Consider the following 24,217-nt stretch of genomic DNA (forward strand, 5'->3'; position numbering starts at 1 on the left):
CGGCTACTCCCCGGAGCGGAGGGTGTGACGGTCGATCGACGCCGCTGCGGCCTCGCCGGTGGCGGGGGCCGTCGCCAGATCGATCGACAGGCCGTGGTCCAGCACGAGCGTGCCCAACGCGCCCGGCGCCGGCTCGACCGCGCGGAGCAGCGCTGCCAGCGCCGCGTCGACCGCAAGCGCACCGCCGTCAGCCGTGAGGGGCTGGGCGCTGAACGGCCCGACGGGTCGATGCAGTTCCACGGCCCACTCGTCCTCTTCCGCCGCCGCGTCGCCCACGACGAGCGTCACGGCATCCCGCCGTGCGGCATCGTCGAGGCCGTCCGGCCACGACACGGTCGTCGACGCCTCGTACAGGGCCTGCTGCACGCGGTCGAGCACCGACGACACCACGACGGCCGGCACCGCCGACGAGCCCGCGGCGGTCCGCACACGGACGGTGAGCGTGGACCGTTCGGTCCGGGCGATCCTGCTCAGGATGTGGTCGCGGCGCTGCTGCAGCGTCCGGTGCATCCACCGCAGCCCGGGCCGCTCCTCGACCTGCGGACCCGTGAAGGGCTCGAGCGCCTCGTCGATGTGGGCGATGGCCTCGTACAGCTCTGCCGCGGGAGTGTTCATGCCTGCACCACGACGAACCCGCGCGTGTTGCCGTCGCGGTCGGTTCCGAAGTGGGCCTCCCACATGGTCGCGACGGCGCGCGCGGGCACCTGGCCGGCATCACCGTCGGGGTAGCGGACCACCGGGTAGTTGTCGCACCGCCACAGTTCCTCGGTCACGTGACCAGCCACCATGGACCGCATCACCTGACGCCGGTGCCGCGGCATCTCGTCGAACGCCGCGCCGTCGATGACGGTGATGAGATCGAGGTCGTTGGGCTGGGCTTTGTCGGTGACGAAGCTCCCGGCCAGCCAATGGGCCTCGAACGCCCCGAGCTCGCGCAGCGCGTCGCGCAGCTCGGTCCACCAGTCGAAGATCGCCCGCCGTGTGTGTGAGCCGACGAACGGGTCGACGAAGGTGGCACGGACCTCATCCACCGTGGCGTCGTGGCGGCCCGGGGGCAGGTTGCCGTTCGCGTCGATGTCGGGCAGTCCCATGCGTTGCTCCGGTCCGGGGTCGATGCTCTGGCAAGGGCCCACGGCAGATGTTGAGCGATGGGCACCCGCAGCACCCGGACCGGCGACGTCAGCGCCGGTCCGGGCGTTGCCGCTCGTTTCTACAGCCCGACGGTGCCGCCGGCCAGCTTGTTCACCAGGTCGGCCGGGGTCGATGCCGAGACGCTCCAACATGTCGCGGTGCTACGGGTCGACCGTCCCGATCGTGTCGGGCAGCTGGTGGCGCGCCTTTTCGGCCCGTCGGGGTCGCCCGGCTCACCACGAGCGCGCATCAGGTCCACGACCTGGTGCCGTCGAACCGCATCGTGGTGCTCCTCGCCGTGTTGCCGACCTGGCGACCTCAGCTCTCGTGCCGCGCTCGTCGACCGGCCTGCTGCGCGTCCTCGCGGACGCGCTCGCCCTCGCGACGCGCGTCGTCCCGGACGTCGTGCGCCGCGTCCTGCGCCGATCCCTTCAGGTCCTGCGCGGCCTCCTGCGCGGACGACCGGACATCGTCGCCGACCTGCTGTGCGCGATCGGTCAGGCGCTGTCTGGTTCCCTCGATGTCGAGGTGGCGGTCGGCCTCGCCGACCACGCGGCGTTCCGCCTCGGACTCGGGCAGCGCGCCGCCGATCAACGCGCCGACGCCGAAGGCGATCATGCCCGCGGTCAGGGGGTTGCCGCGGGTCCGCCGCTTCGTGGCGTCCGGTGCGTCGCTGATCGCCGCCTTGGCCTGCCGGGCGCGCCCCGAGACGTCGACATCGGGGGTGCGGTCGGCCCACGAGCTCGACGGGTCCGTGGACCATGAGCTGTCGTCGGACCCCATGATCGACGACTTCAGGCGGTTCCACCGCTGACGCGCGCGACCGCTGCGGCGCTCGTAGACGCGCGAGGGGTTCACGCGGTCGTTGATGGCCTCGATCGTGCCCTCCATGTCGCGGCGGGTGTGGGCGATGTCCCGGCGGATGGCCTCCGGGTCGTCGCGGCGCTCCGCCAGGTGCTCACGACGCGCGGCGGCCTCGCGGGCGCGCAGGTCGTCGGCGTCGGCGGCGTCGGCGGGGGGTGGTGGGGTCATCGGGGTTGGTTCCTGGCCCATCGGGCGTCCTCCTTGAGTGATTCGGTGGTGTGTGGCAGTGACGGGTCGACGTCCTCGGCAGTGCTGCGACCCTGCATCGCGAGCACGCCTGCGACGACGGCGTAGACGAGGCCGACGATCAGGAAGCCGAGCGCGGGGTTCAATGCGCCGATGTCTCCGAGCGCCCAGGCGACGGCGAACGACAACAGCAGCAGAGCGAACAAGCCCGCCAGCGCTGCGCCGCCGATGAGGCCGCCCGCCCGGCCGGCGGTGCGGATCTCCTGCTTCAGCTCGGTCTTGGCCAGCTCGATCTCCTGACGGAACAGCGTCGACGACTGGTCGGTCAGCCGCGAGATCAGCTCCGGCAGGCCGGCGTCCGGCTCGCGCGGCGCGTACGGATCGCTCGTCTTGACGTGCCCTGTGTGCGACCCCTCGACCGGCGTGCGCGGTCGTTCGTCCGGGTACTCCGGCACCGCGCGTGCCGGCTCGGACGGTTCGCGGGGAACGGGACCACTCATCGCGACCGGCCCTGCTCGACGTCGATCGGCCGGTGCGCCGGGTCCTGGTGGGCTGGCGCCTGCTCGTCGCGTGGGTGTTCGCCGGGCGTCCGCTCGGCCCGCCGCCGGTCGGTGTCGGACGGTCCGTCGTCCACTCCGGTCACGACCGCGCTGTCGTCGGTGGCGTAGCCGATGATCACATCGTCGGACGCGGCGCGCTCGTCGGTCGGCCGCGGTTCGACGGACGGGTGGGTGACCGGGTCGGGAGTGTCGGTGGCGTCATGCGCTCCGGTGTCCGCGAGCCCTCCGACCGGCGTCCACGCGGCGTCATCCCGGCCGGTCACGTGACGATCCTTGTGCTCCGACGCCGCCCGCAGGCGTTCCCCGTCGGCGTCGTCCCTGTCTGGCATCGCAGGCGCAGCCTCGCCCGACCGCCGCGCCCCGGTCTCGTCGCCGAGCTCCTGCGCCGCGTTGCGTCCGAACCGGCCCACGACGACACCGGCGGCGAGCGCGCCGGCGAGGAACATGCCCGGGCGGCGCCGCCCGAACGAGCGCAGGTCATCGAGCAGCCCGTCGAGACCGCGGTCCTGGACGGTGTGTGCCCAGCGGTTGACCGCGTCCGCGGCCTGGTCGACGTAGTCACCGAGCACGCCCGCGTCGTCGACGCGTCCCTGGGCGAGGGCGCGCAGTTGGTCGCCGGCGGTGCTCAGCGCCGCGCCCGCCCGCTGTGTCTCCTCCTGCGCGTGGCCGCGCAGCTGGCGCTGTGCATTCCGCGCGACGCCGCGCGCGTGCTCGCGGGCGTCACGCTTGAGGCGTTGCCCGTGCTGTGCCGCGGTGTCGCCGACGGTGGCCGCCGCATCGCGGGCGCTGCCCTTGAGGTGCTCACCCTCCCGGCGGGCGACGTCGTTGGCGTACCCGCCCGACGATGTCGATCGTTGGTCGCTCATCAGTTGCTCCTTCGTGCTGTCTCGGTTAGTCCGGCACGATGTGCGTCGTCCCGGGGCCGCCGGCGGGCTGCCGGCCTTCCCGGTCCGGACCTGTCGGGCCGACCGGGGTCGTGTGGGGAGCGGCGTCGCGCCGTCGGCGCGACATGCTCCGGTGGCCAGTCCGCCCGTCGTCGGGCGGACGCTCCGGGGACAGGGGAGCGGGTTGCGACGGATCGTCCCGGTGCGGGGGCCACCACCAGCACCGGTGCGACGTCAGGATCAGTCCGGGCGGTCGTGCCAGGCGTCCGGCGCCGGCACGTCGGTCAGTTGCTCGAACAGCCGCTCGTAGCGGTGGAGCGCTTCGCGCAGCTGCTCCGTCGTCGCGTCGTCCGGATCCGGTCCGTCGTCGCCCGCGGCAACACGACGTCGATCCAGCGACAACCGGATCTGATCGATGACGTCGGTGATCAGCTCGTCCGCCGCGCGCACCGCCGCCCTCGGGTCGTCGACGAAGCGCTCGACGATGTGTCTCCACCGCTCGCGGAGCCCTGCCCGGTCGTCGTCGGCCAGCAGGGTGGATGATCCGTCGGTCGATGTCGAGGTCATGACACCTCCTCCTCGTCGTCAATCACGGACGCCTCGGCGACACGTTCGAACACCTTGCGGTAGCGCAGCAGCGCGACGCGGATCTCCTCGGTTCCGGCTCTGCCGCCGCGCACGTCGTGCGTCACGGCGCGCGCCTCGCGGTAGTCGTCGACGACGTCCGCGTGGGCCACCGACAGGTCAGCCGCCTGCTGCGCGAAGCTGTCCGTCGGGTAGCCGACGTCGGCCAGCAGGTGCGTGGTCACCTCGTCAGCTTCGAGCAGGCCGGTTGCCGGCTGCCTCGTGAACGTCCGCTGCAGCTCTCGCCAGCGGGCGACGTACCGCTCACGTTCGTCGTCGTCCAGGCTGCGCAGCTGGTAGCTCTCGTGTCGCTCCAGACGACGCTCGAGCTCGTCGTGCGCCGCATCCTTCGAGTCACGGCGCTTGACCGTCCGCTCGTACTCGGGCCCGAACCGCTTCCGCAACCGCCGGCGGTCACGGCCACGAGCGAAGCCCACCACGAGCGCCACGATCACCAGCGCGATTACGGCCAATGCGATCCACATCCACAGCTCCATGACGTCTACTCCTTCTGCGCGGCCGGCTCGCCGAGTCGGTCGGCTTTGCGGGCGCCACGCTCGCCCATCGCCGCCGGCTGACCGGTCGTGGTGTCCCGGGCGGTCTGGTGTTCGAGCTCCGAGTTGATCTCGGCGCCCAGCAGGATCACGAACATCGTCAGCAGCAGCCAGAGGTTGAGCACGATCACCCCCGCCAACGCGCCGTAGGTCTCGTTGTAGGAACCGAAGTTGTCGACGAAGAAGAAGAACCCGACCGAGCCGATGGTCCACAGCACCGTCGCGATGACCGCGCCCCAGCTGACCCACCGGAGCTTCGGGTCCTCACGGTGTGGAGCGACCTTGTAGAGCACGGCGAGCGCACCCATCATCAGCGCGGCGAGCAGCACGAAGCTCGCGATCTGACCGGCGATCGCCGCGACCGGGCCGGGTGCGACCTGCTCGAGCAGGACGGGCACGACGCCCATCAGGCTGACGGCCAGGACGACGAAGACGATCGCTCCAAGGGTGAGCAGCAGTGCCAGTCCGCGCCGCCGCGGGAACGAGCGCTGCTCCTCGTCGTAGGCGATGTTGATGCCCTTGATGAGTCCGTCGACCCCACCCGATGCGCTCCACAGCACACCGCCCAACGCGAGCAGGGCGCCGACGCCCAGGCCGTCCATCCCGGTGGCCGACCGGATCGGGTCCGAAATGACGCCTGCGACGTCCTCTGACATCGACGCCGTCGCGCGGGCGATCTGGTCCTGGATCGTCGCGTCGGACGCGACCAGTCCGTAGATCATGATCAGCGCGATGAGTGCGGGGATCAGAGCCACCCAGGCGTAGAACGCGCAACCGGCGGCGACGACGGGCACATGGTCGGCCTTGACCTCGGCCATCACCCGTTTGGCGACGTCCATGAAGCCGCGGGACCCGATCTGGCCGGGGCGGTCTGCGCGTCGGCCACGCTCGTCGTGCTCGTGGGGCCGTGATGCGTGCGAGGTGTCCATCGGCGCTCCAAACCGTGCGGAAGGGACGGATGGGCGCCGAGGTCTGGGGGGCCCGGGATGCGACCGCGGGTTCTGGGGCCTGCGATCGTCAGGGTGGGGAGTACCCACGGTCGTGCTGCACATGCACCCGTGGAAGACATGTCGCCGAATGGTGCGGACGCACCTCGGCCGCGCCGCCGGAATGCCGTCCGGTCGGTGTGCTCGGTACAGTACGGGTCAGGCGGGAGGGCGCATGGGTCAGGCAGGGGAGAACGGAGGCACAGCACACATGGCCCAGCAGGTGATGAGCGACGCGTCGCCCACGCAGGGCGTCGATCACCGCGGATTCTGGAAGGTGCTCGAGCGGTTCGCCGGCACCCTGGTCGACAAGTACGACCTCGATGACGTCCTCGAGCAGCTCGGGGCCGACATCACGGCGGTGCTCGACGTCGCGGGCGCCGGCGTCATGTTGGCCGACGCGGCCGGAGCACTGCGGTTCTGCTCGACCAACAACGAGGTCCTGCACAAGCTCGAGGCGCTGCAGGTCGACCTCGATGAGGGACCGTGCCTGCTCGCCTACCGGACGAGTGAGATCGTGCTGGCCGACGACCTGCGCTCGGATCCGCGGTTCCCCAACTTCGGACCGCGGGCACTCGAGGCGGGGATGGCGGCGGTCTACAGCTTCCCGATGCGTCTTGACCAGCAGGTCATCGGGGCGCTCAACCTGTACAACGACGAGCCCGGTCCCTTCTCGGACGACCAGATCGAGGTCGGTGGCGTCTTCGCCGATGTCGGGACGACCTACCTCCTCAACGCCCGGGACATCGCACAGCAGGACCTGCTGACCCGTCAGTTGCAGGAGGCGCTCAACAGCCGCGTGCTGATCGAGCAGGCCAAGGGCTACGTGTCCGCGCTCGCGGGCGTCGAGCCGACCGACGCGTTCGAGCTGATCCGCGGCTACGCGCGCCGCCACCAGGTGCGCGTGCGCATGATCGCGCGATCGCTGCTGCACGGCGACCTGGCGCTCGACGAACTGACGCGCTGACCGCGACCGGGAGCGGCGTCGGCTCAGCGGTCGGAGCGCTGCACGACATCGCTCCACCAGGCGTACAGCTGATCTGCCGCGTCAGGGTCGTCGAGACGGGCACTGCCCATCAACGGCGCGTCCGGCACGGTCCAGGAAAGACCCGCGGTGCTGCTGTCGACAGCGCACACGACGCGGCCCGATCCGGCACTGCCGGCATAGGCGTGGGTCGCCCGCCGGTCGACGCGGCAGTCTCCGTCACCAGCCGAGCGGGCCAGTGCGTCGAACGCGTCATCGCGTTCGGTCGTCGAGCCGAAGCGACGGAACACGACCCGGGTCGGTGTCTGTGCGTCCTCCGCACATGAGATCGCCACCTGCTCACCGGCGAGCGGATCCCGGGTCGGTGGCCGGCAGGCCTGCGCGTCGTACACACCCAGGGCATCGAGCAGTTCGCGCTGGTCGGCATCCAGTGCGGCCCCGTCGGCCGTGTCGGCCCCACGGGACGCGGAACCACCCGGGTCGAGGTCGCCGCCCCGCACCATCGCCCAGATGAGACCGAGCACCAGCAGCATGCCGACGACCACGACGACGACCGCGTGCCCACCGAGCCCGTCACTGCGGCCGGTGTCACCGACGTCGCGATCCGTGGGCCGCCGGCGGGCGGCGGTGCCGGCCGGCTGCGGTGCTCCAGCGCGCCCGGGTGGGCGTGCGCCCTCGTCAGCGCCGGATGCACGTGCGCCCGCGTCCGTGGGCGGCGCGTCGGCCCGGTCCGCTGACCCGTCCGCGGGGCGGTCCACGCCGTCCGCACGGTCGCCGAGGTCGGCGCGGTCGCCGAGGTCTGCACGGTCGCCGAGTTCTGCACGGTCGCCGAGTTCTGCACGGTCGCCGACGACCGCCGTGGATGCGGCCGCCTCACCGGTCGACGGGACCGTGGTCGGCGGGAGCTCATCCGAGGACGTGCCGGTCGTCGTGTGGTCCTGTGGTCGCACGACCTGGGTGCGCACCTCTGCGCGCTCGAACCGCCGGGTCCGCCCCTCGCGGGATTCGGGCGGTCCACCTGGCTGCCCGGCCGGCGGCACCGCCCCGGCGGCGGGAGGTCGCCTGGCGGCGGATGGCTGCGCGGCCGCTGTCGGTGATCTCGCCAGCACGTCCTCCGCGGCTGCGGTGAGTGCGGCGCACCGCCGGTACCGCCGCGCGGAGTCCTTGGCCATCGCCGTGGCGATCACCCCATCCCAGGCGGAGGACAGGTCCGCGCGCACCTCGGACACCCTGGGCGGGGCCTCGTTGAGGTGGGCGTTGACCATGGCCGCCAGATCGCCCTCGAACGGCTTGCGTCCCGTGACGCACTCGAACAGCACACACCCCAGCGCGTACACGTCGGTGCGACCGTCGATCCGTGCGCCCGTGCGCATCTGCTCGGGCGCCGCATAGGCCAGCGTCGCCGGCGCCAGTCCCTGGGTCACGGGGTTGTCGGTCGTCTGATCGATCGGTCGGCTGATGCCGAAGTCGGCGAGGTAGACGGTGTCGGTGTCGGCCAGGCACAGGATGTTGCCGGGCTTGATGTCGCGGTGCACCAGCCCTCTGGCGTGGGCGTGGTCGAGCGCCGACCCGATCTGGCGGATGACCGAAACCGCGCGCCGCTGGGCCAGCGCGCCGTCCTCGAGCTCGTACCGCAGATCGCGTCCGGCCACGAACCGCATGACCAGGTACAGCAGACCGTCCCGGTCGCCGCCGTCGTAGACCGTCACGATGTTGGGGTGATCGAGGCTCGCCGCGATGTTCGTCTCACGCCGGAAGCGTCGCTGCTCGGTCGGCGTGAAGTCCTCTGACGGGCGCAGCATCTTGATCGCGACGTCCCGTTCGAGCAGGCGGTCCCAGGCGCGGTAGACACGACCGAACCCACCGCGGCCCAGCACGGTCGTGATCTCGTACCGGTCGGTCCAGATGTCGCCCGGCTGCGGCAACCCAGCCACGTCCTGGAGGCTCCCGATCGTCGTCATTGCCCCGCCGACGCCCGCACGGTGGAGTCGCGTGAGCGCGCCCAGCCTCCGGACGTCCCGGTGGCCGGCATGCGCCAGAGATGGTAGTCCACCTCGCGTGTCGCCGAGGGCACGGGGCGGCACACGATCCTATCCGGTCGGCCGCGACGTTCGTTCCGGGGCGGTGCTACCCGCCGGTCTCGGCCCGGAGCTTGCGGACGGCCTCCATGTAGCGGTCCATCTGCGCGACATACCGCTTCGAGTCCTCAGCGGCTGCCGGGTGGCGCAGACCCATGGCCTTGGCCGCGAACTTCGCGCCGCGGGCGTACGGCAGCAGCGCCCTCACCGGCATCGCATCATCGCCGGGTTGGGGGTCGACGTGGTCGAGCGTCGGCTGCCCGGTGGGTGGCAGCCCGAGCCCACTGACATGCGCGAGCAGTTCGTCCTCGGTGATGCGGTCCGCGAAGTCGCGTCCCACCTGGCGGATCCGCTCGGTGCCCTCGGGATCGAACACGAACACCCCTGGCCTGCCGATGTCGCCCCGACTCGAGCCCGGGTTCCACGCGTCCAGCGGCCGCAGCATCTGCGTGCCGTCGGGATCCGACAGCATCGCGAACGGCAGCCGGAGCTTGGTGATCATCGCGGCGTTGCGTGCGGGAGCGTCGACGCTCACACCGGCGATGCGCGCGCCGGCTGCCAGGAACTCGTCATAGCGCTGTGCCAAGCTGACCAGCTGGCAGTTGCAGTACGGTCACCAGTCGCCGCGCAACGTGACCAGCACCATCCCCGCGTCGTCGACGTGGTCGGCGAGTGTCCACTCGCTGTCGTTCTGGTCGCGGACGGTGGCGTTGATCATCTGGGGTTCCCCCGGTTGGCGTGGCATCCCGGGTCTACCCACCCCCCACGGGCTACCATGCGATCACGATGAGCGCGCCCGCAGGCCCGGTGCAACGAGCGGCCTATCGCGTCTGGCTCGCGGTGGGGGTCGTCGTCCTGGTCTGGGTGCTGTGGCGCATGCTCGCCCGCCCACTGACCGTGGTGATCCCACCGCTGCTGCTGGCCACCGTGATCGTCTACCTGCTCTCGCCCGTCGTCGCGAGCTTCGAGCGGAGGGGCCTGCCGCGCTGGGTGAGCACCCTGCTGTCGTACCTGGCGGCGGTGCTGTTGCTGTCGGTGCTCGGTGCCGTCCTCGCGCCGTTGCTGACCCAGCAGCTCGAGACGTTCGTCGAACGCCTCCCCGATCTGCTCGCCGCGCTGGGTGACGACCTGGACCGTCGGCTCGCACCGCTCGGCGTCGATGTCCCGATCGGTGACGCGGTCGACGGCGCAGCACTGCAGGCCAACATCGAGCAGGCGTTGCAGGGCGGCGCGCTGCCGGCGCTCGGTAGCCTGCTCGGTGGCCTGTCGGGGCTCGCGCTTGGCCTGCTGCAGGTGGTCCTCGTGTTCACCCTCGGCCCGGTCGTGGCGTTCTACGTCCTGGTCGACCTGCCCCGGCTGCGCCGCTGGACCCGTTCGTTGATGCCACCCGAACACAGGGCGGAGGCGAGCGAGGTCGCGACCAAGCTGCACGATGTGGTGGGTGGCTTCATCCGCGGACAGCTGCTGGTGGCATTGTTCGTCGGGGTCGCGGCGTCGATCGGACTCGCGGCGGTCGGTCTGCCGTTCTGGTTGCTCGTCGGGGTGACGGCTGGACTGACCAACGTGATCCCGCTGCTGGGACCGTTCGTCGCAGGCGTTCTCGGCGTGTCGATCGCGCTCGTGAGCGACGGGATCGGCCTGGCCGCGCTGGTGCTGCTGGTGCTGCTCGTGGTGCAGCAGCTCGACAACCAGTTGATCTCACCGTTGGTCATGGGCCGCAACGTGCAGGTCCATCCGCTCGTGGTGCTGTTGTCGCTGGTGATCGCCGGCACCGTCTACGGCGTGCTGGGTCTGCTGGTGGCCGTGCCGTCGGTGGCCGCAGGCAGCGTCCTGGTACGGCACTTCTGGGAGACACGGGTGCCATGGGCGGACACGGCGTCCGTCGACCCGCCGGGGCGGCGCCGAGGAACGTCGTGGAGCAGGCACGCGCCGCTGCGGCCGCGGACGGGTGCGACGGGTCCGCGCGACCCCGACGGTCGTCACGGGCCGACGCCCACCGACCCACGGGCGCCCGACCCACGGGGCGCCGACGCGCAGGTGACCGAGCCGAGCGCCGCCGAGGCGAAGGTCGCCGAGGCGCGGGCGGCGGACGCGAGGGGCGCTGAGACGCGGGCGGCCGATGCGAAGGTTGCCGAGCCAGAGGGCGGTTGACGCGACGGGGCGCGTGTCGGCGGCGTGGGGCTGTCGCGGCACAGCGCACGACCGATGAGTACAGTGGCGCGGCCTCCGTCGCCACGTCGGCGACGGCGGACTCTTGGATAGCCATCCAGAGCGGCTGAGGGACCGGCCCGACGACGCCGCCGCAACCGGGTCACGACTGGTGACCGAGGTGCGAACTCCGGCCCCCTCGGGGGGAAGATGGCCGCATACGCTCGTCCTCCCTCCGCGCGACCTCAACGCACCCAGTGGAAGGACGACGCGGTGACCTATCTCTCCGCCCTGCGCTGTCGAGGCTGTGGCAGCGAAGCAGCGATCGCGCCGGCGCATGTCTGCGACCGGTGCTTCGGCCCGTATGAGGCCGTGTACGACTACGACGCGCTCGCATCCGACGTCAGCCGTGATGCGATCGCAGCCGGTCCCGACAGCCTGTGGCGCTACCGCCCGCTGCTGCCGGTGCCGACCGATGATCCGATCGACCCGGTGTGGCTGGGTGGCGGGTTGACGCCGCTGGTCCGCGCCCCGCGGTTGGGCGCAGCGCTGGGCCTGGACGACCTGTGGCTGAAGAACGACACCGTCAATCCGACCTGGTCGTTCAAGGATCGGGTCGTGACCGTGGCGTTGACGGCGGCCAGGGCGTTCGGGTTCACGACGGTGGCGTGTGCGTCGACCGGCAACCTGGCGAACTCGGTCGCGGCGCACGCGGCGGCGGCCGACCTCGACGCGTACGTGTTCATCCCCCACGACCTCGAGCAGACCAAGGTGCTGGCCAGCGCCGTCTACGGGCCCAACCTCGTGGCCGTCAAGGGCAACTACGACGACGTCAGCCGGCTGTGCAGCGAGGTGGCCGACGAGTACGAGTGGGCGTTCGTCAACGTCAACATGCGGCCGTTCTACGCCGAGGGCTCCAAGACGATCGGGTTCGAGATCGCCGAGCAGTTGGGTTGGGTGTTGCCCGCGCAGGTCATCGCGCCGATGGCGTCGGGCTCGATGATGGTCAAGATCGACAAGGCGTTCCGCGAACTGGTCCGCACCGGTCTGGTCGATGACGCGCCGTGGGCGATGTTCGGCGCGCAGGCGCAGGGATGCTCGCCGATCGCGGCGGCGTTCGCCGCCGGCGAGGACGAGCCCACGCCCGTCAAGCCGGACACGATCGCCAAGTCGCTGGCCATCGGCAACCCGGCCGACGGGGGCCCGGCCATCTCCGTCGCGCGCCGCACCGACGGTGGCATGGCGGCGGCGGCCGACGATGAGATCGCCGAGGGCATGCGGTTGCTGGCACGCACCGAGGGCGTCTTCGCCGAGACCGCCGGTGGGGTGACCGTCGCCGCCCTGCGCTCGCTGGCGGCATCGGGTGCGTTGGACCGCTCGGCTCGCACGGTGGCGGTGATCAGCGGCAACGGCCTCAAGACGGTGGACGCCGTCCCAGCGACGCCGACCGTGACGGTGCGCCCCTCCCTGGACGACTTCGAGGAGGCAGCGGGCCTGGTCGACGCCGCCTGACACTCCACGACCGGCCGCGGAAGCTAGACCGGCGGCACGCCGATCAGCACGAATGCGATGTCGTCGCGGCCGGCGGGGGAGGCCAGCAGGCGGCGTTCGAGCTCGGTGGCGAAGTCGGGTACCGCGAGCGGGCTGAGCTCACGCAGCATGCGGTGGAGTGCGACGTCGTCGATCGGCGCCGCGGGGCGGTCCGTCACGCCATCGGTGTAGACGAACAGGCGGTCGCCCGGCAGCAGGTCCATCCGGTCGCAGTGGATCTCGATGTCGGGGAACAGTCCGACGAGCGAGCCCTCCCGGCCGAACGGCCGGACGTCGTCACCGCGCAGGACCAGCGCGTGCGGGTGCCCGCCGAGGGCCAGATCGGCCTGCACTGTCGCGGCGAGCGTCAACCGCAGCACCGCGGCGGTGCAGTAGCGGTCGTCGCCCTCGGCGAGGATCGCCGAGTTGAGGGCGTAGAGCATCCGCGTGGGATCACCATCGAGCAGTGCTGCCGTACGCAGTGTGTAGCGGGCGAGTAGCGCGCGGGACGCGGCCGAGGGACCCTTGCCGCACACGTCGCCGATCTGCAGGCACCAGCTGTCCTCGGACATCTGGTACCAGTCGTAGAAGTCCCCACCCACCTCTGACGCGTCGGCCGGCAGGTACCGCGCGGCGACCTCCAGTTGGGGGATCGGTGGTGGATCGGCGGGGATGATCGCCTGCTGCAGCTTGTGGGTCACCTGCAGCGCATGCCGCTCGCTGTGCTCCACCGCCTGCGCAGCCCGCCGCATCTCGCGGATCGACCGGTCCATCGCGCCGATGGCGATCGACACACCGGTGCCGACGATCAGGAACTGCACGATCGCGCCGACCGTGCGGACGAACGGCAGACCCGCCGCGGCGTTGCGCTCCATGACGATGGCCCACAGCGCGAACGCGCCGACGACCGCCGTGAGCATGCCGACGCGCCAGCCGCCCAGCAGGGCGCCGACACCGACGAGGATGAGCAGCCAGGCGCTGGGCAGGATGATGACCGCGTCGTCGACCAGCGCCAGCACCGCGGCGATCACGACGATCATGCCGGTCACGATCAGCACCGACCGCAGAGGACGCCCGCCGAAGCGCTCGTCGCGCCAGTTCTGGAACCGCACGATCAGAGAGGTGCGCAGCACGGTGCCGATCGAACTCGAAGCGCGCCTCAAGAGCACATCGTTGCCTGGTTCGTCGGCGGTCAGGTGATCCTAGCCGCCGGCAATGCTTCAGGAACAGCCCGAATCGCAGACTTGTGGACCATTGGATGAGATCCCGGCTACCGGAGCTCGAACACGGCGTTGGCCGACGTGACCTGCCCCCTTGCGCCGCAGCACGCACCGCGAAGAAAGGCGCGGAAGAGGTCCCGCAGCCACGGCGTCACGTCGGTCACCATTCACCGTCGCTCAGGCCGACACCCGTCGTCGCAGAGCCCAGGTCCGAGCGCGGCGTGGGCCACATCGCATCATCCCGCGTCGACGACGGAGAACACATCGTTTGCGATCTCGACCTGCCGGGGTCTGGCGCACCTGGCACCGCCGTAGCCGAGCGTTCGCGCCGCCGTGATCGCGGTCCGGTAGGCACCGTCCTCCGTCGCGTCGACCCGGACGACCGGCTGCAACCCGGTCGCGTGTGCCGCGACCGCAACCTGTGGACGGACCGCTGCCGACAGCGCGCCTGTCCGAGGCGTGATGTCCAGCGCCTCGGTGAGTCCCACTTCGTCGAGCACGAGCGTCTCGAGCCGGTCGCTGGCGAGAGTGATCTCCGACAGCAGTGACAGTCCGGCCGGAGAGGCAACCTCGGCCTCGAGCATGATCGTGTGCCCCAGGTCGATCCGCTCCTCGATCATGCGCAGCAGCAGCTCGACGAACTGGACGTCGACCGGACCGCCGACGTCGGGAACCGCGATGCGGTCAACGAAGTCCCCGATGCGTTCCACCACGTCGATGACGTCGCGGTACGCCCACATCGTGTCGATCGGGTTGATGCGGACGCTCACCAGGCGGCCGCCGAGGTCACTCGCCGCGAGCGTATCGACGACCGCCTGTCGCGCGATGTCCTTGCCGGGCGCATCGACGTCAGCGAGGTCGAGCACCACAGCGTCAGCCGGGGACCGCCCGGCATGCTGCAGGTGCGCCTGCACGTCGGCCGACACCACGAGCGCGGACCGAGCCCACCGCTCATGCGTCTCGCCCGTCACATCAGGCTCCTCACGACCAGTGACGCCCCGCACCGGACGGTGCGGGACGTCGTGGACGGTACAGGTCAGGCGCGCTCCTCGCGGGTCTCGTGCGCCGCGGCCTCCTTGCGCGCCTCGACGGCCTCGCGCTCGGCCTCCTCGGCCTTCTGCTGAGCCTGCGCCTTGTCCTGCTGCGCCCGACCCTCCTCCTTCAGTTCGTCCTCACCGAGGATGGAGCCGGCGGCTTCCTTCATGCGTCCCGTGCCCTCTTCGACGTTCTCACTCATGCCCATGGTCCTCTCCTGATCGTCCTGCCTGACGGCTACCCGACCGGGGACAGACATATGCGCTAGCGTCGCCGGACATGGACGGCTCTGACTTCGAGCGGATCGCCCGTGACCGGCTGGACACGGACGTGTTCCGCTTCTTCGCCGGCGGCGCCGACGACGAGGTGACGCTGACGGACAACGAGCGTTCCTGGCAGCACCTGCGGCTGCGGCCCAGAGTGCTGCGCGGCGTGGGCGCCGTCGACACGACCGCGACGCTCATGGGGTCCGGCGTCGCCGCCCCGATCGGGATCGCGCCGACGGCCGCGCACGAGCTGGCCCACCCCGATGCCGAGCGCGCGACCGCGGCCGGCGCCGCGGCGGCGCGCGCTGTCTACGTCATCTCCACGATGTCGTCGCGCACGATGGAGGACGTCGCCGGCGCGGCGCCGACCGCCGTCCGGTGGTTCCAGTTGTACGTGCGGGGAAGCCTCGAGCCGGCGCGCGAGCTGGTGGAACGCGCGGTGGCGAGTGGATGCCGGGCGCTTGTGGTGACCGTCGACGTTCCCACACTGGGCCGGCGCCGCCACGAGACACTCCGCCTCGACGAGCGGGTCGAGCTCGCGCACCTGACACCGCACGGCGACGGCACACCCAGGGTGTACGACCGCCACGTCGCGCTGACGCTCGACGACCTGCGGGAGATCATCTCCTGGTCGTCGTTGCCCGTGCTGGTCAAGGGCGTGGTCAGGGCCGACGATGCGGTCGCGTGCGTGCGCGCCGGCGTCGCAGGCGTGATCGTCTCGAACCACGGCGGCCGGCAGCTGGACACGGCGGTGGCGCCGCCGACCGCGCTGGCCGAGGTAGCGGCCGCGGTGGGCGATGCCGCCGAGGTCTACGTCGACGGCGGCATCCGGCGCGGCACCGATGTGCTCAAGGCGCTCGCGCTGGGCGCGCACGGTGTGTTGGTGGGCCGTCCGGTGTTGTGGGGTCTGGCCGTCGACGGCAGCGCCGGAGTCCGCGCCGTGCTCGAGGGCCTGCGTGACGAGCTCGCGCGGGCGATGACGCTGTGCGGCGCCGCCACGATCGACGACGTGACCGCCGACCTCGTCGTCGGGGCGTGATGTCGCCAGAGAACGACCACCCGATGTGAGCCAATGCTTACGCATCTGGCCCTTGACTGCGTCCGGAGCGCGCCTACCGTACGGTGGTGACGTCGCATGGGAGCAGGAGTGCGGGACCGGACGACATACGGCGGAGCCACCGTGGTGGGTGCCGCCATCATCGCCCTGCTGCTACTCGTCGGGGTGTTGCCGGCGCGGGCGGCCGAGGAGGCGCAGGTGCCGCCCGTCGACCCGTACGCGTCGTACGAGCCCCAGGGCACCTGTGACCCGACGCCCAAGCCGGGCGTCGTGGCGTTCGCCAAGCTGCTGCTCGAGGCCTACCCGGTCAGTGGCTGGTCCGGGATCAGCCGTGAGTGCGGCGTGCGGGGGACCAGCGAGCACAAGGAGGGCCGGGCCTTCGACTGGTCGGTGAGCGTTGCCAACCCCCAGCAGCGTGCGGCCGCCGAGGACGCGTTGGCCAAGCTGCTGGCCACCGACGACGAGGGCAACCGCCACGCGCTGTTCCGCCGCTTCGGGCTCATGTACATGATCTGGGACCGCCAGATCTTCAGCGCCAGCCAGGCCGACGCCGGATGGCGGCCCTACGCGTGCAACTCCGCAGCGTCCTACGACTCGTGCCACGTCAACCACGTCCACTTCTCGTTCTCGACCGCGGGCGCGCAGATGCTCACGTCATGGTGGCGCATGCGGCCGGATCCGCAGGACGCACCCGCGATCGAACGTGTGATGGCCCCGACCCGTGCGACCATGGCCATCAAGTTCAGCCGATCGGCGTTCCCGACGCGTGGATCGGCCGACAGCGTGTTCCTCGCCGCCACAGACGCGCCTGAGGACGCGATGCTCGCCTCGGTCATGGCGGGCGCCGCGCACGGCTCGGTGCTGCTGACCCGCGGCGGATCCCAGCTCGAGCGGCGTGTCAACGGCGAGTTGTCGCGCGTGCTCAGCGCGGGCGGTTCGATCACTCTGGTCGGCGATCAGGCGTCGCTGCCGGACGAGCTCGTGCGCGAGCGCGCCGGCAGCCACGAGATCCGCCGCGTCGCCGGACGCGACGCGTTGACCACCGCACGCGTCGCCGGGCTCGAGATGGAGCGCGCCGGCCGTTCACGCACGGCCGTCCTCGCGGGCCTGGACGCGCTGGACGAGGCGCTGCCCATGGTGGCGGTCGCCGCCGCCAACGACTGGCCGTTGATCTTCACGGCGACCGACGAGCTCAGTGCCGAGGCGCGCGGGTTCCTCCGGGAGACGGACATCGCGCGGGTTCACATCGCCGGCTCGACCGAGGCTGTGTCCGATGCGGTGCAGCAGCAGGTCGCACAGCTGTCCGGCGTCGCCGTGGAGCGCCATGCGGGCGGGACCCCGAGCCGGGTGTCCGTGGCCGTGGCCGAGCACTTCTTCGCCATCCCGTCGGCGTACGCGCTGGTGAACCGCGACGAGATCGCGACCGCCTCGGTCGCCGCAGCGTACGCCGGCGAGCGGCGGCACGCGCCGGTGCTGCTGACCAACGGGCGCGGCGTGGACGGCGAGGTCGTCGACTACATGATCTCGTCGGCATCGCCCGACACCGGAGGGATCCTGGTCGGCGACACGCAGACGGTCGGCCGGGAGATCGAGCGCCAGCTGCGGCGCGTGCTGGGGAACTAGGCGCGCGCCGCGCGGGTCGACCTGCCGGCGTCAGCCGGTGACCGCGCCGACCTCGGCGCCGGACACCACCCGCGCGTACTTGGCGAGCACGCCGGTCGTGTAGCGGGGCTCCGGGTGCGTGAGCGTCCGCCGACGCTGCTCGAGCTCGTCGTCGGCGACCTCGAGGTCGAGGCGGCGCGCGGGCACGTCGAGCACGATCCGGTCGCCGTGCCCGACCAACGCGATGGGCCCACCGTCAACCGCCTCGGGCGCGACGTGTCCCACGCACAGCCCGTGGGTTGCACCCGAGAAGCGTCCGTCGGTGATCAGAGCGACGTCGTTGCCGTGGCCCGCGCCCTTGACCGCAGCCGTGACCGCGAGCATCTCGCGCATCCCGGGCCCGCCCTTGGGGCCCTCGTAGCGCACGATCAGCACGTCGCCGGACTCCAACCTGCCGTCCAGGACGTAGTCCATCGCGGCCTGCTCGCCGTCGAACACGCGCGCCGTACCGGTGAACGTCTCGTCGTCGAGGCCGGCGATCTTGACGATGGCGCCGTCGGGAGCCAGCGACCCGCGCAGCACGGCGAGGCCGCCGTCCGCGTGGATCGGGTCGTCCAGGTCGCGGATCACGTTGCCGTCCGGCGCCGGCACGTCGGCCAGCGCGTCGAGGTTCTCGGCGAGGGTCCCGCCGGTGACGGTCAGGCAGTCGCCGTGCAGCAGATCGGCGTCGAGCAGCGCGCGCAGCACGGCCGGCACGCCGCCGGCGCGGTCGATCTCGCTCATCGCGAACCGACCGTGCGGGCGCGAGTCCACGATGTGCGGCACGCGCCGACCGATGCGGTCGAAGTCCTCGAGCCCGAGCTCGACCCGCGCCTCGTGGGCGATCGCGAGCAGGTGCAGTACGGCGTTCGTCGATCCGCCGACGGCCATCACGACGGCGATCGCGTTCTCGAGTGACTCGCGTGTGATGATCTGCCGCGGTCGGACACCGGCCTCGAGCAGCGACATCACGGCGCGGCCCGAGCGCACGGCGAGGTGCTCACGGCGGGCGTCGACCGCGGGCGGTGACGCGGATCCCGGCAGGCTCATGCCCAGCGCCTCGACCGCCGCCGCCATGGTGTTGGCGGTGTACATCCCCGCACACGAGCCCTCGGTGGGGCATGCAGCGGATTCGATGCCGTGCAACTCGTCGTCGTCGATCGATCCGGCGGCGTGCGCCCCCACCGCCTCGAACACGTCCTTGATGTCGACGCTGCGGCCCTTGTAGCTGCCGAGCAGGATCGTGCCGCCGTAGAGGAAGACCGACGGCACGTCCAGCCTGGCCGCGGCCATCACCATGCCGGGCAGGGATTTGTCGCAGCCGGCGAAGGTGACCATGCCGTCGAAGCGCTCGGCGTGCATGACCGTCTCGACCGAGTCGGCGATGACCTCCCGCGACACAAGCGACGCGCGCATGCCCTCGTGGCCCATCGCGATGCCGTCGGAGATCGCGATCGTGTTGAACTCGAGCGGGAAACCGCCCGCCTCGCGGATGCCCTGCTTGGCCTGCCCCGCCAACCGGCGCAACGGCAGGTTGCACGGTGTGACCTCGTTCCATGACGTCGCGACGCCGACCTGGAACTTGCCGAAGTCGTCCTCGGTCATGCCGACGGCACGCAGCATGGCGCGCGCAGGCGCCCGTCGTGGTCCTTCGCTGACGTCGGCCGACCGGCGCGTGCCTGTGGACTCCATCGGTGCTCCTCGATCCGAACGGGCGGACGCTAGGCTTCGACCCGTGGGACGACATCGCCCCACACGATGGATCCCCGTCTCTCTCCCGCAAAGGCTGCAGATGTCTGACGACCCAACCGCCTGGTATCTCGTGGCGACCGATGACGGCAGCGACATGACCTACACCGTGACCCGCGAGGCCGGTGTCGAGCGTGCAGCCAAGGCGGACGCTGGTGTCATCTTGTACGACCGCACCAGCGAGAGCAAGCTCACGAACCCCTACCCGTCGGGACCGTGGTCCGACGAGGGCGATGCGGTCAGCCCTGACTCCGAGCTCGAGCCGGAGACGCTGCGCGAGATGGGGCGCGCCTACCTCGCCGACCAGGTCGTCGAGATCCGGGACCGTGGCATGCCAGCGCGCGCCCACCTCGCGGTCAACACCGGCGCGCAGGCGCTGACAGACGCCGTGCGCCGCTACCGGCCGACGACCATCGTCTTCCCCAGGAAGGCCACCGACGAGGGCGGCATGCTCGCGAAGCTGACCGACGGATCCATCGCCGAGGCGCTGTCTGACACCAGCGCCGAGGTCGTCCTGATCGACGAGGACGGCAACCAGGTCAGCTGAGCGACGAACACCGCACCAGCGGCGGCTGGGGCGGCCGCTACGATCAGAGCGCTAGTCCACGGCGTCGCGCAGCGCCTGCAGGACCTCGGGTTGGTCGGTGCCGAGGATGAGCGTGTCGACGTGCGACGCCTTCCAGGCGTCAAGGCGGTCGATGATGCGGTCGACCGGACCGACGAGGCAGACGTCGTCGATCAACCCGTCGGGTACGGCGGCGACGGCCTCGTCGCGGTGTCCGTCCAGGTAGGCGTCCTGGATCGCGTTCGCCTCCTGCTCGTAGCCGTAGCGGACCGCGAGGTCCTTGTAGAAGTTGCGGTCACGCGACCCCATGCCGCCCACATAGAGCGCCAGTTGGGGGCGCAGGCGGTCGCGGCACGCGGCCACGTCGTCGCCGGCGGCCACCGACACGGTGACGGCGATGTCGCAGTCACCCGACTGACGGTCACCCGCCGCGTAGCCTTCGCGCAGGTGCTCGTCGAACGCGTCCCCGTACTCGGGCGCGTAGAAGATCGGCATCCATCCGTCGGCGATCTCGGCGGTCAGCGCCACGTTGCGCGGACCGATCGCGGCGAGGTAGATGGGGATGCGGCCACGCACCGGATGCATGATCGACTTCAACGGCTTGCCGAGCCCGGTCGCGTCGTCGCCCGTGTAGGGGATCTGGTAGATGTCGCCGTCGAAGGTCAACGGTTCCTCACGCGCAACCGCTCGGCGGACGATCTCGACGTACTCACGTGTCCGCGTGAGCGGACTGCCGTACGGAACGCCGTGCCAGCCCTCGACGACCTGCGGACCTGACACGCCCAGACCGAGGATGAGCCGTCCACCCGACAGCGCGTCGAGCGTCATCGCCGTCATCGCGGTGTTGGCGGGTGTGCGGGCCGGCATCTGCAGGATCGCCGACCCCAGCACGATCCGGTCGGTCTGGCCCGCCAGGTACGCCAGCACCGTCACCGCGTCGGAACCGTAGGCTTCGGCCGCCCACACCGAGTCGATGCCGATGCGGTCCGCATGACGCACCAGGGGCAGGATCTCGCCCATCCTTGCGCCCGAGTACCCGAGGTTGATTCCCAGCTTCAACGGTCGGCTCCGTCCCGGCGGTTCGCGAGGTGACATCGTAGACAGCGCGTCCGGTCGCCGGGCCGCGGCGGCCTCAGGCGCCGTCGACCTCGCGCAGGGCGCCCGTGCGCACGTCGTACACGTATCCGGTCACCGTGACCTCGGCGCCCGCCAGCGAGGCGCGCAGTGTGGCGACATCGTCCCGCACGCTGTCGTCGACGTCGTCGAACGCGCCGATCCACAGGTTTCCCACGTCGACGCCGCGCGCCGCCAGGTCCGCCCGCATCTGTTCGTCCGTCGTCGCTCCCAGACCGCAGTCGGTGTGGTGGATGACCGCCACCTCGCGCGTGCCCTGCAAAGCGGACGACACGACCAGCGACCGCACTGCGTCATCGGACACGCGCCCGCCGGCGTTGCGCATAATGTGCGCGTCGCCGAGCTCGAGGCCGAGCAGTCGCAGGGGATCGACGCGCGCGTCCATGCACGTGAGCACGAACAACCCACGCGCGGGCAGCTTTGGTGTGTGGCCGGCGTCGAACGTCTCGCTGTACGAACGGTTCCCGTCGACGAGCGATGTCGTGGCTTCGGTGTCGTTTGGCTCCGTCATGGAGCGGCAGCTTACCGGCCCGGCGGCCTGCGCACGTCTCTGCGCGCCATGACGGCGAGCATTCACCGCACCACGAGGCGCCGAGCCGGCGACTTCCGCCTCGACGACGCCAAGGTCGTCGTGCTCACCGCCGTGTCAGAGGTGCGCGGGGGGCGGAGGTGGGCGGGCCGTATCGGTGGGTGGGGCGGCGTAGGCTCGGTTGGGTGAGACCCTGGTGGACGAGCCTGCTGACGTCGGATCGCAGGCGCGGTCGAGGCGACGCGCATCGTCGCACGTGCCGCTGCGGCGCCTGATCGCGGGCGAGCTCGCCTGGGCGCTGCGACAGGTGCTGCACCCGTCAAGCTCGGGGTCGCCCTCGTCGTCACGGCCGTGTTGGTCGCGGCACTGGGCCCGCTCACGCCGGGGCTGGTGCTGACGCGGGGCTGGCGGCTGACCGTCGCCGTGCTCCTGGGGCTGACGTCCGCCACGCTGGCGCACGCGCTGCTCGGACGCGGCGCCGGTCGCGCCGACCCGCTCGCCGAGCGCCGGCTGGCGGTCCGACGGGTGCTCGGTGCGGTGGCGCTGCTGTTGGCCGGCACCGTCGTCCTCGCCTACGTGCTGGCGTCGGTCACGGGATCGACCGACCCGGCGGCGTGCGAGGCGCTCGACGCGGGCCTGTCGATCGACGGGCCGCTGCTGGTCGGAGCCGGGCTGCTGACCGGTGGGGTGCTCGCGGCCGCGCTCGGGGCGCGCCTGCAGGTACCCGGCGCGCTGCTGTTCCTGGCCCTGGGCATGCTGATCGGCGACGACGGGCTCGACTGGGTCAGCCCCAGCGATCCCGTTGTCGTGCAGAGCCTCGGCGTGCTCGCGCTGGTCGTCATCCTGTTCGAGGGCGGGTTGACCACCGATCTCCCCCAGCTGCGCCGCGGCGCCGCACCGGGGCTCGCACTGGCGACCGTCGGCGTCGCGCTCACCGCGGGCGTCACCGCCTTGGGCGCCGTCTGGTTGCTGGGCCTGCCCAGTCGCGTCGCCTGGCTCGTCGGGGCGATCGTCGCCTCGACCGACGCCGCGGCCGTGTTCGAGCTGCTCCGTCGGGCGCCCTGCCCGAGCGGCTGTCCGCGGTGCTCAAGGTCGAGTCGGGTGCGAACGATCCCGTTGCCGTGCTGCTCACCGTCGGCCTGTTGTCGGCCTGGGGCCTTCCCGCCAGCACGACCGCGTGGCTCGCCTTCGGTGCGCTGCAGCTGATCGGCGGCGCTGCGCTGGGCTGGGCCGGCGGCTGGCTCGCCGCCGTGACCCTGCGCCGGGTGGAGCTGGGCGCGGCCGGCCTGTACCCGGTGCTGGCGCTGGCGACCGCCGGGGTGACCTACGGGCTGGCCGTGGCGGTCGGCGCCTCGGGCTTCCTGGCGGTGTACGTCGCCGGGATCGTCCTGGCCGCCGACGTGCCGCGGCGGCGGTCGGCGCTGCGCACGTTCCACACGGCCCTGGCCAACGGCGCGGAGGTCGGCCTGTTCCTGCTGCTCGGCCTGCTGGTGTTCCCGTCGCAGCTGCCGGCCGTCGCGCTGACGGCACTCGGGGTGGCGGCGCTGCTGATCCTCGTGGCGCGCCCATTGGCCTGCGCAGTCACGCTGGCGCCAATGGGCTTCTCGGCCCGCGGCATCGCGGTCGTGGCGTGGCTGGGCATGCGCGGCGCGGTGCCGATCGTGCTCGCCACCTTCGCCGCGTCGGCTGGCATCGCCGAAGCGGGGCTCATCTTCGACGTCGTCTTCTTCGTCGTGCTGACGTCGGCACTGGTGCAGGGCCTGTCGGCCGTCCCGGTGATCAGGGCCCTCGGCATCGCCGCCGAGCGGACCCCGGCCGACGTCATCGCCGACGCGCTGCCGCTGGAGGGCACCGGCCTCGACGTGGTCGAGGTGCTCGTGCCCGAAGGCTCGCCCCTGCACGGGCGGGGGCTCCGCGAGGTGCCGGCGCCCGACGGCGCGCTCGTCGCGGCGGTCGTCCGCGACGTTGACGTGGTCGTCCCGCGCGGGGCCACCCGCCTCCGGGCGGGCGACCTGCTGATCGTCACGACCGTCGACCGCGACCAGGGGATCGACGATGTCGAGCGCTGGGCACAGGCCCATGCGGAGGCGGACGTCGAGGACGGCCGGCTGCGGTCCCGTCACGGCGAGTGACGCCGCCCAGTACGCCGCTGCCGCGTGCCGGCATCGGGCGTCCGCCGCCCGCCGTCCCCCGGGCGGAGCTGACGGCGCATGCAGCGGCGTCGCCGTTGCACCCCACGCGTGTCCGGGCACGGTGGCGTGCATGCTCAGTGGGTGCGGCGCCCGCGACATCGACGCCTCAGTGAGGAGGAGCACGTGATGACCGTCGAGTGGCTGTTGATCCCCTGGCGCACGGTGGGAGTGGTGCTGGCCTCGACCGTGGGGGTCTTCGTCGCCGTGCTGGTCGCCACGAGGATCACCGGGCTGCGCAGCTTCTCCAAGATGTCCAGCTTCGACTTCGCGATGACCGTCGCGGTGGGGTCCGTGATGGC

Annotated in this window: 23 protein-coding genes, 2 pseudogenes and 1 riboswitch; of the genes and pseudogenes, 9 read left to right on the forward strand and 16 right to left on the reverse strand. The window is 71.6% G+C overall.

Going from position 1 to position 24,217, the window contains the following annotated elements:
* Nucleotides 1-3: 3 nt before the first annotated feature.
* From VFZ70_09580 to VFZ70_09615, 8 genes are all read right to left on the reverse strand, one after another.
* Nucleotides 4-615 (reverse strand): hypothetical protein, encoded by a 612-nt coding sequence (locus VFZ70_09580; protein HEX6256049.1) that lies wholly within the window; start codon nt 613-615, stop codon nt 4-6.
* Nucleotides 612-1,091 carry a hypothetical protein gene (locus VFZ70_09585; protein HEX6256050.1) on the reverse strand — a complete coding sequence of 160 codons (480 nt, stop codon included), beginning with the start codon at nt 1,089-1,091 and terminating at the stop codon, nt 612-614. Before VFZ70_09585 ends, VFZ70_09580 begins: the two co-directional genes overlap by 4 nt.
* A 358-nt stretch (nt 1,092-1,449) precedes the next feature.
* On the reverse strand, nt 1,450-2,163 hold the full coding sequence (locus VFZ70_09590; GenBank protein ID HEX6256051.1) for a DUF3618 domain-containing protein: 714 nt from the start codon (nt 2,161-2,163) through the stop codon (nt 1,450-1,452).
* Nucleotides 2,160-2,681: a phage holin family protein gene (locus VFZ70_09595; protein ID HEX6256052.1), complete on the reverse strand. Its 522-nt coding sequence runs from the start codon at nt 2,679-2,681 to the stop codon at nt 2,160-2,162. The genes VFZ70_09590 and VFZ70_09595 overlap by 4 nt, the downstream gene beginning before the upstream one ends.
* Nucleotides 2,678-3,607 carry a hypothetical protein gene (locus VFZ70_09600; protein ID HEX6256053.1) on the reverse strand — a complete coding sequence of 310 codons (930 nt, stop codon included), beginning with the start codon at nt 3,605-3,607 and terminating at the stop codon, nt 2,678-2,680. The genes VFZ70_09595 and VFZ70_09600 overlap by 4 nt, the downstream gene beginning before the upstream one ends.
* Nucleotides 3,608-3,865: 258 nt before the next feature.
* Nucleotides 3,866-4,192 (reverse strand): hypothetical protein, encoded by a 327-nt coding sequence (locus VFZ70_09605; protein HEX6256054.1) that lies wholly within the window; start codon nt 4,190-4,192, stop codon nt 3,866-3,868.
* Complete coding sequence (locus VFZ70_09610) at nt 4,189-4,746, reverse strand: hypothetical protein (GenBank protein ID HEX6256055.1); 558 nt, start codon at nt 4,744-4,746, stop codon at nt 4,189-4,191. The genes VFZ70_09605 and VFZ70_09610 overlap by 4 nt, the downstream gene beginning before the upstream one ends.
* A gap of 5 nt (nt 4,747-4,751) precedes the next feature.
* Nucleotides 4,752-5,732, reverse strand: a complete 981-nt coding sequence (locus VFZ70_09615; GenBank protein HEX6256056.1) for a YihY/virulence factor BrkB family protein — start codon at nt 5,730-5,732, stop codon at nt 4,752-4,754.
* 268 nt (nt 5,733-6,000) lie between these two features.
* Here VFZ70_09615 and VFZ70_09620 point away from each other — a divergent pair, with 268 nt between their 5' ends.
* The gene (locus tag VFZ70_09620) at nt 6,001-6,756 is read left to right on the forward strand and encodes a GAF and ANTAR domain-containing protein (GenBank protein ID HEX6256057.1); all 756 of its coding nucleotides are present in this window, start codon (nt 6,001-6,003) and stop codon (nt 6,754-6,756) included.
* Nucleotides 6,757-6,779: 23 nt separating this feature from the next.
* On the opposite strand, the gene VFZ70_09625 is transcribed toward VFZ70_09620, so the two are convergent.
* The gene (locus VFZ70_09625) at nt 6,780-8,735 is read right to left on the reverse strand and encodes a protein kinase (GenBank protein HEX6256058.1); all 1,956 of its coding nucleotides are present in this window, start codon (nt 8,733-8,735) and stop codon (nt 6,780-6,782) included.
* Nucleotides 8,736-8,901: 166 nt separating this feature from the next.
* Nucleotides 8,902-9,453 (reverse strand): annotated as a pseudogene (locus VFZ70_09630) (redoxin domain-containing protein).
* Between the two features lie 185 nt (nt 9,454-9,638).
* Between VFZ70_09630 and VFZ70_09635 the strand changes: the two are divergent.
* Both VFZ70_09635 and thrC read left to right on the forward strand, forming a co-directional pair.
* On the forward strand, nt 9,639-11,003 hold the full coding sequence (locus tag VFZ70_09635; GenBank protein ID HEX6256059.1) for an AI-2E family transporter: 1,365 nt from the start codon (nt 9,639-9,641) through the stop codon (nt 11,001-11,003).
* A gap of 108 nt (nt 11,004-11,111) precedes the next feature.
* Nucleotides 11,112-11,217, forward strand: a riboswitch (SAM riboswitch).
* 56 nt (nt 11,218-11,273) lie between these two features.
* On the forward strand, nt 11,274-12,512 hold the full coding sequence (gene thrC / locus VFZ70_09640) for a threonine synthase (protein ID HEX6256060.1): 1,239 nt from the start codon (nt 11,274-11,276) through the stop codon (nt 12,510-12,512).
* A 23-nt stretch (nt 12,513-12,535) separates the two neighbouring features.
* On the opposite strand, the gene VFZ70_09645 is transcribed toward thrC, so the two are convergent.
* The 3 genes from VFZ70_09645 to VFZ70_09655 form a co-directional block, all read right to left on the reverse strand.
* Nucleotides 12,536-13,663 (reverse strand): PP2C family protein-serine/threonine phosphatase, encoded by a 1,128-nt coding sequence (locus VFZ70_09645; GenBank protein ID HEX6256061.1) that lies wholly within the window; start codon nt 13,661-13,663, stop codon nt 12,536-12,538.
* Nucleotides 13,664-13,986: 323 nt separating this feature from the next.
* On the reverse strand, nt 13,987-14,721 hold the full coding sequence (locus VFZ70_09650) for an aldolase/citrate lyase family protein (protein HEX6256062.1): 735 nt from the start codon (nt 14,719-14,721) through the stop codon (nt 13,987-13,989).
* Nucleotides 14,722-14,786: 65 nt separating this feature from the next.
* Complete coding sequence (locus VFZ70_09655; protein ID HEX6256063.1) at nt 14,787-14,987, reverse strand: hypothetical protein; 201 nt, start codon at nt 14,985-14,987, stop codon at nt 14,787-14,789.
* A gap of 77 nt (nt 14,988-15,064) precedes the next feature.
* Here VFZ70_09655 and VFZ70_09660 point away from each other — a divergent pair, with 77 nt between their 5' ends.
* Both VFZ70_09660 and VFZ70_09665 read left to right on the forward strand, forming a co-directional pair.
* Nucleotides 15,065-16,090, forward strand: coding sequence for an alpha-hydroxy acid oxidase (locus VFZ70_09660; protein HEX6256064.1), 1,026 nt, complete (start codon nt 15,065-15,067; stop codon nt 16,088-16,090).
* A 96-nt stretch (nt 16,091-16,186) separates the two neighbouring features.
* Nucleotides 16,187-17,731: a hypothetical protein gene (locus tag VFZ70_09665; GenBank protein ID HEX6256065.1), complete on the forward strand. Its 1,545-nt coding sequence runs from the start codon at nt 16,187-16,189 to the stop codon at nt 17,729-17,731.
* Nucleotides 17,732-17,761: 30 nt separating this feature from the next.
* On the opposite strand, the gene ilvD is transcribed toward VFZ70_09665, so the two are convergent.
* Complete coding sequence (gene ilvD, locus VFZ70_09670) at nt 17,762-19,441, reverse strand: dihydroxy-acid dehydratase (GenBank protein ID HEX6256066.1); 1,680 nt, start codon at nt 19,439-19,441, stop codon at nt 17,762-17,764.
* A 100-nt stretch (nt 19,442-19,541) separates the two neighbouring features.
* On the opposite strand from ilvD, the gene VFZ70_09675 reads away from it, so the two are divergent.
* Nucleotides 19,542-20,045 (forward strand): hypothetical protein, encoded by a 504-nt coding sequence (locus VFZ70_09675; GenBank protein ID HEX6256067.1) that lies wholly within the window; start codon nt 19,542-19,544, stop codon nt 20,043-20,045.
* 51 nt (nt 20,046-20,096) lie between these two features.
* Here VFZ70_09675 and VFZ70_09680 read toward each other — a convergent pair whose 3' ends face one another.
* Both VFZ70_09680 and VFZ70_09685 read right to left on the reverse strand, forming a co-directional pair.
* The gene (locus tag VFZ70_09680) at nt 20,097-21,122 is read right to left on the reverse strand and encodes an LLM class F420-dependent oxidoreductase (GenBank protein HEX6256068.1); all 1,026 of its coding nucleotides are present in this window, start codon (nt 21,120-21,122) and stop codon (nt 20,097-20,099) included.
* A 73-nt stretch (nt 21,123-21,195) separates the two neighbouring features.
* Entirely contained in the window at nt 21,196-21,708 is a 513-nt protein-coding gene (locus VFZ70_09685) for a carbonic anhydrase (GenBank protein HEX6256069.1), read from the reverse strand.
* A gap of 705 nt (nt 21,709-22,413) precedes the next feature.
* On the opposite strand from VFZ70_09685, the gene VFZ70_09690 reads away from it, so the two are divergent.
* The 3 genes and pseudogenes from VFZ70_09690 (at nt 22,414) to VFZ70_09700 (ending at nt 23,858) form a co-directional block, all read left to right on the forward strand.
* Nucleotides 22,414-22,932, forward strand: a complete 519-nt coding sequence (locus tag VFZ70_09690) for a cation:proton antiporter (GenBank protein HEX6256070.1) — start codon at nt 22,414-22,416, stop codon at nt 22,930-22,932.
* Nucleotides 22,842-23,447 (forward strand): annotated as a pseudogene (locus tag VFZ70_09695) (cation:proton antiporter). The gene VFZ70_09690 and the pseudogene VFZ70_09695 overlap by 91 nt, the downstream one beginning before the upstream one ends.
* A 150-nt stretch (nt 23,448-23,597) precedes the next feature.
* Nucleotides 23,598-23,858 (forward strand): TrkA C-terminal domain-containing protein, encoded by a 261-nt coding sequence (locus VFZ70_09700; GenBank protein HEX6256071.1) that lies wholly within the window; start codon nt 23,598-23,600, stop codon nt 23,856-23,858.
* Nucleotides 23,859-24,217 lie beyond the last annotated feature (359 nt).

The sequence above is a fragment of the Euzebyales bacterium genome (genome assembly GCA_036374135.1).
Classification (GTDB): domain Bacteria; phylum Actinomycetota; class Nitriliruptoria; order Euzebyales; family JAHELV01; genus JAHELV01.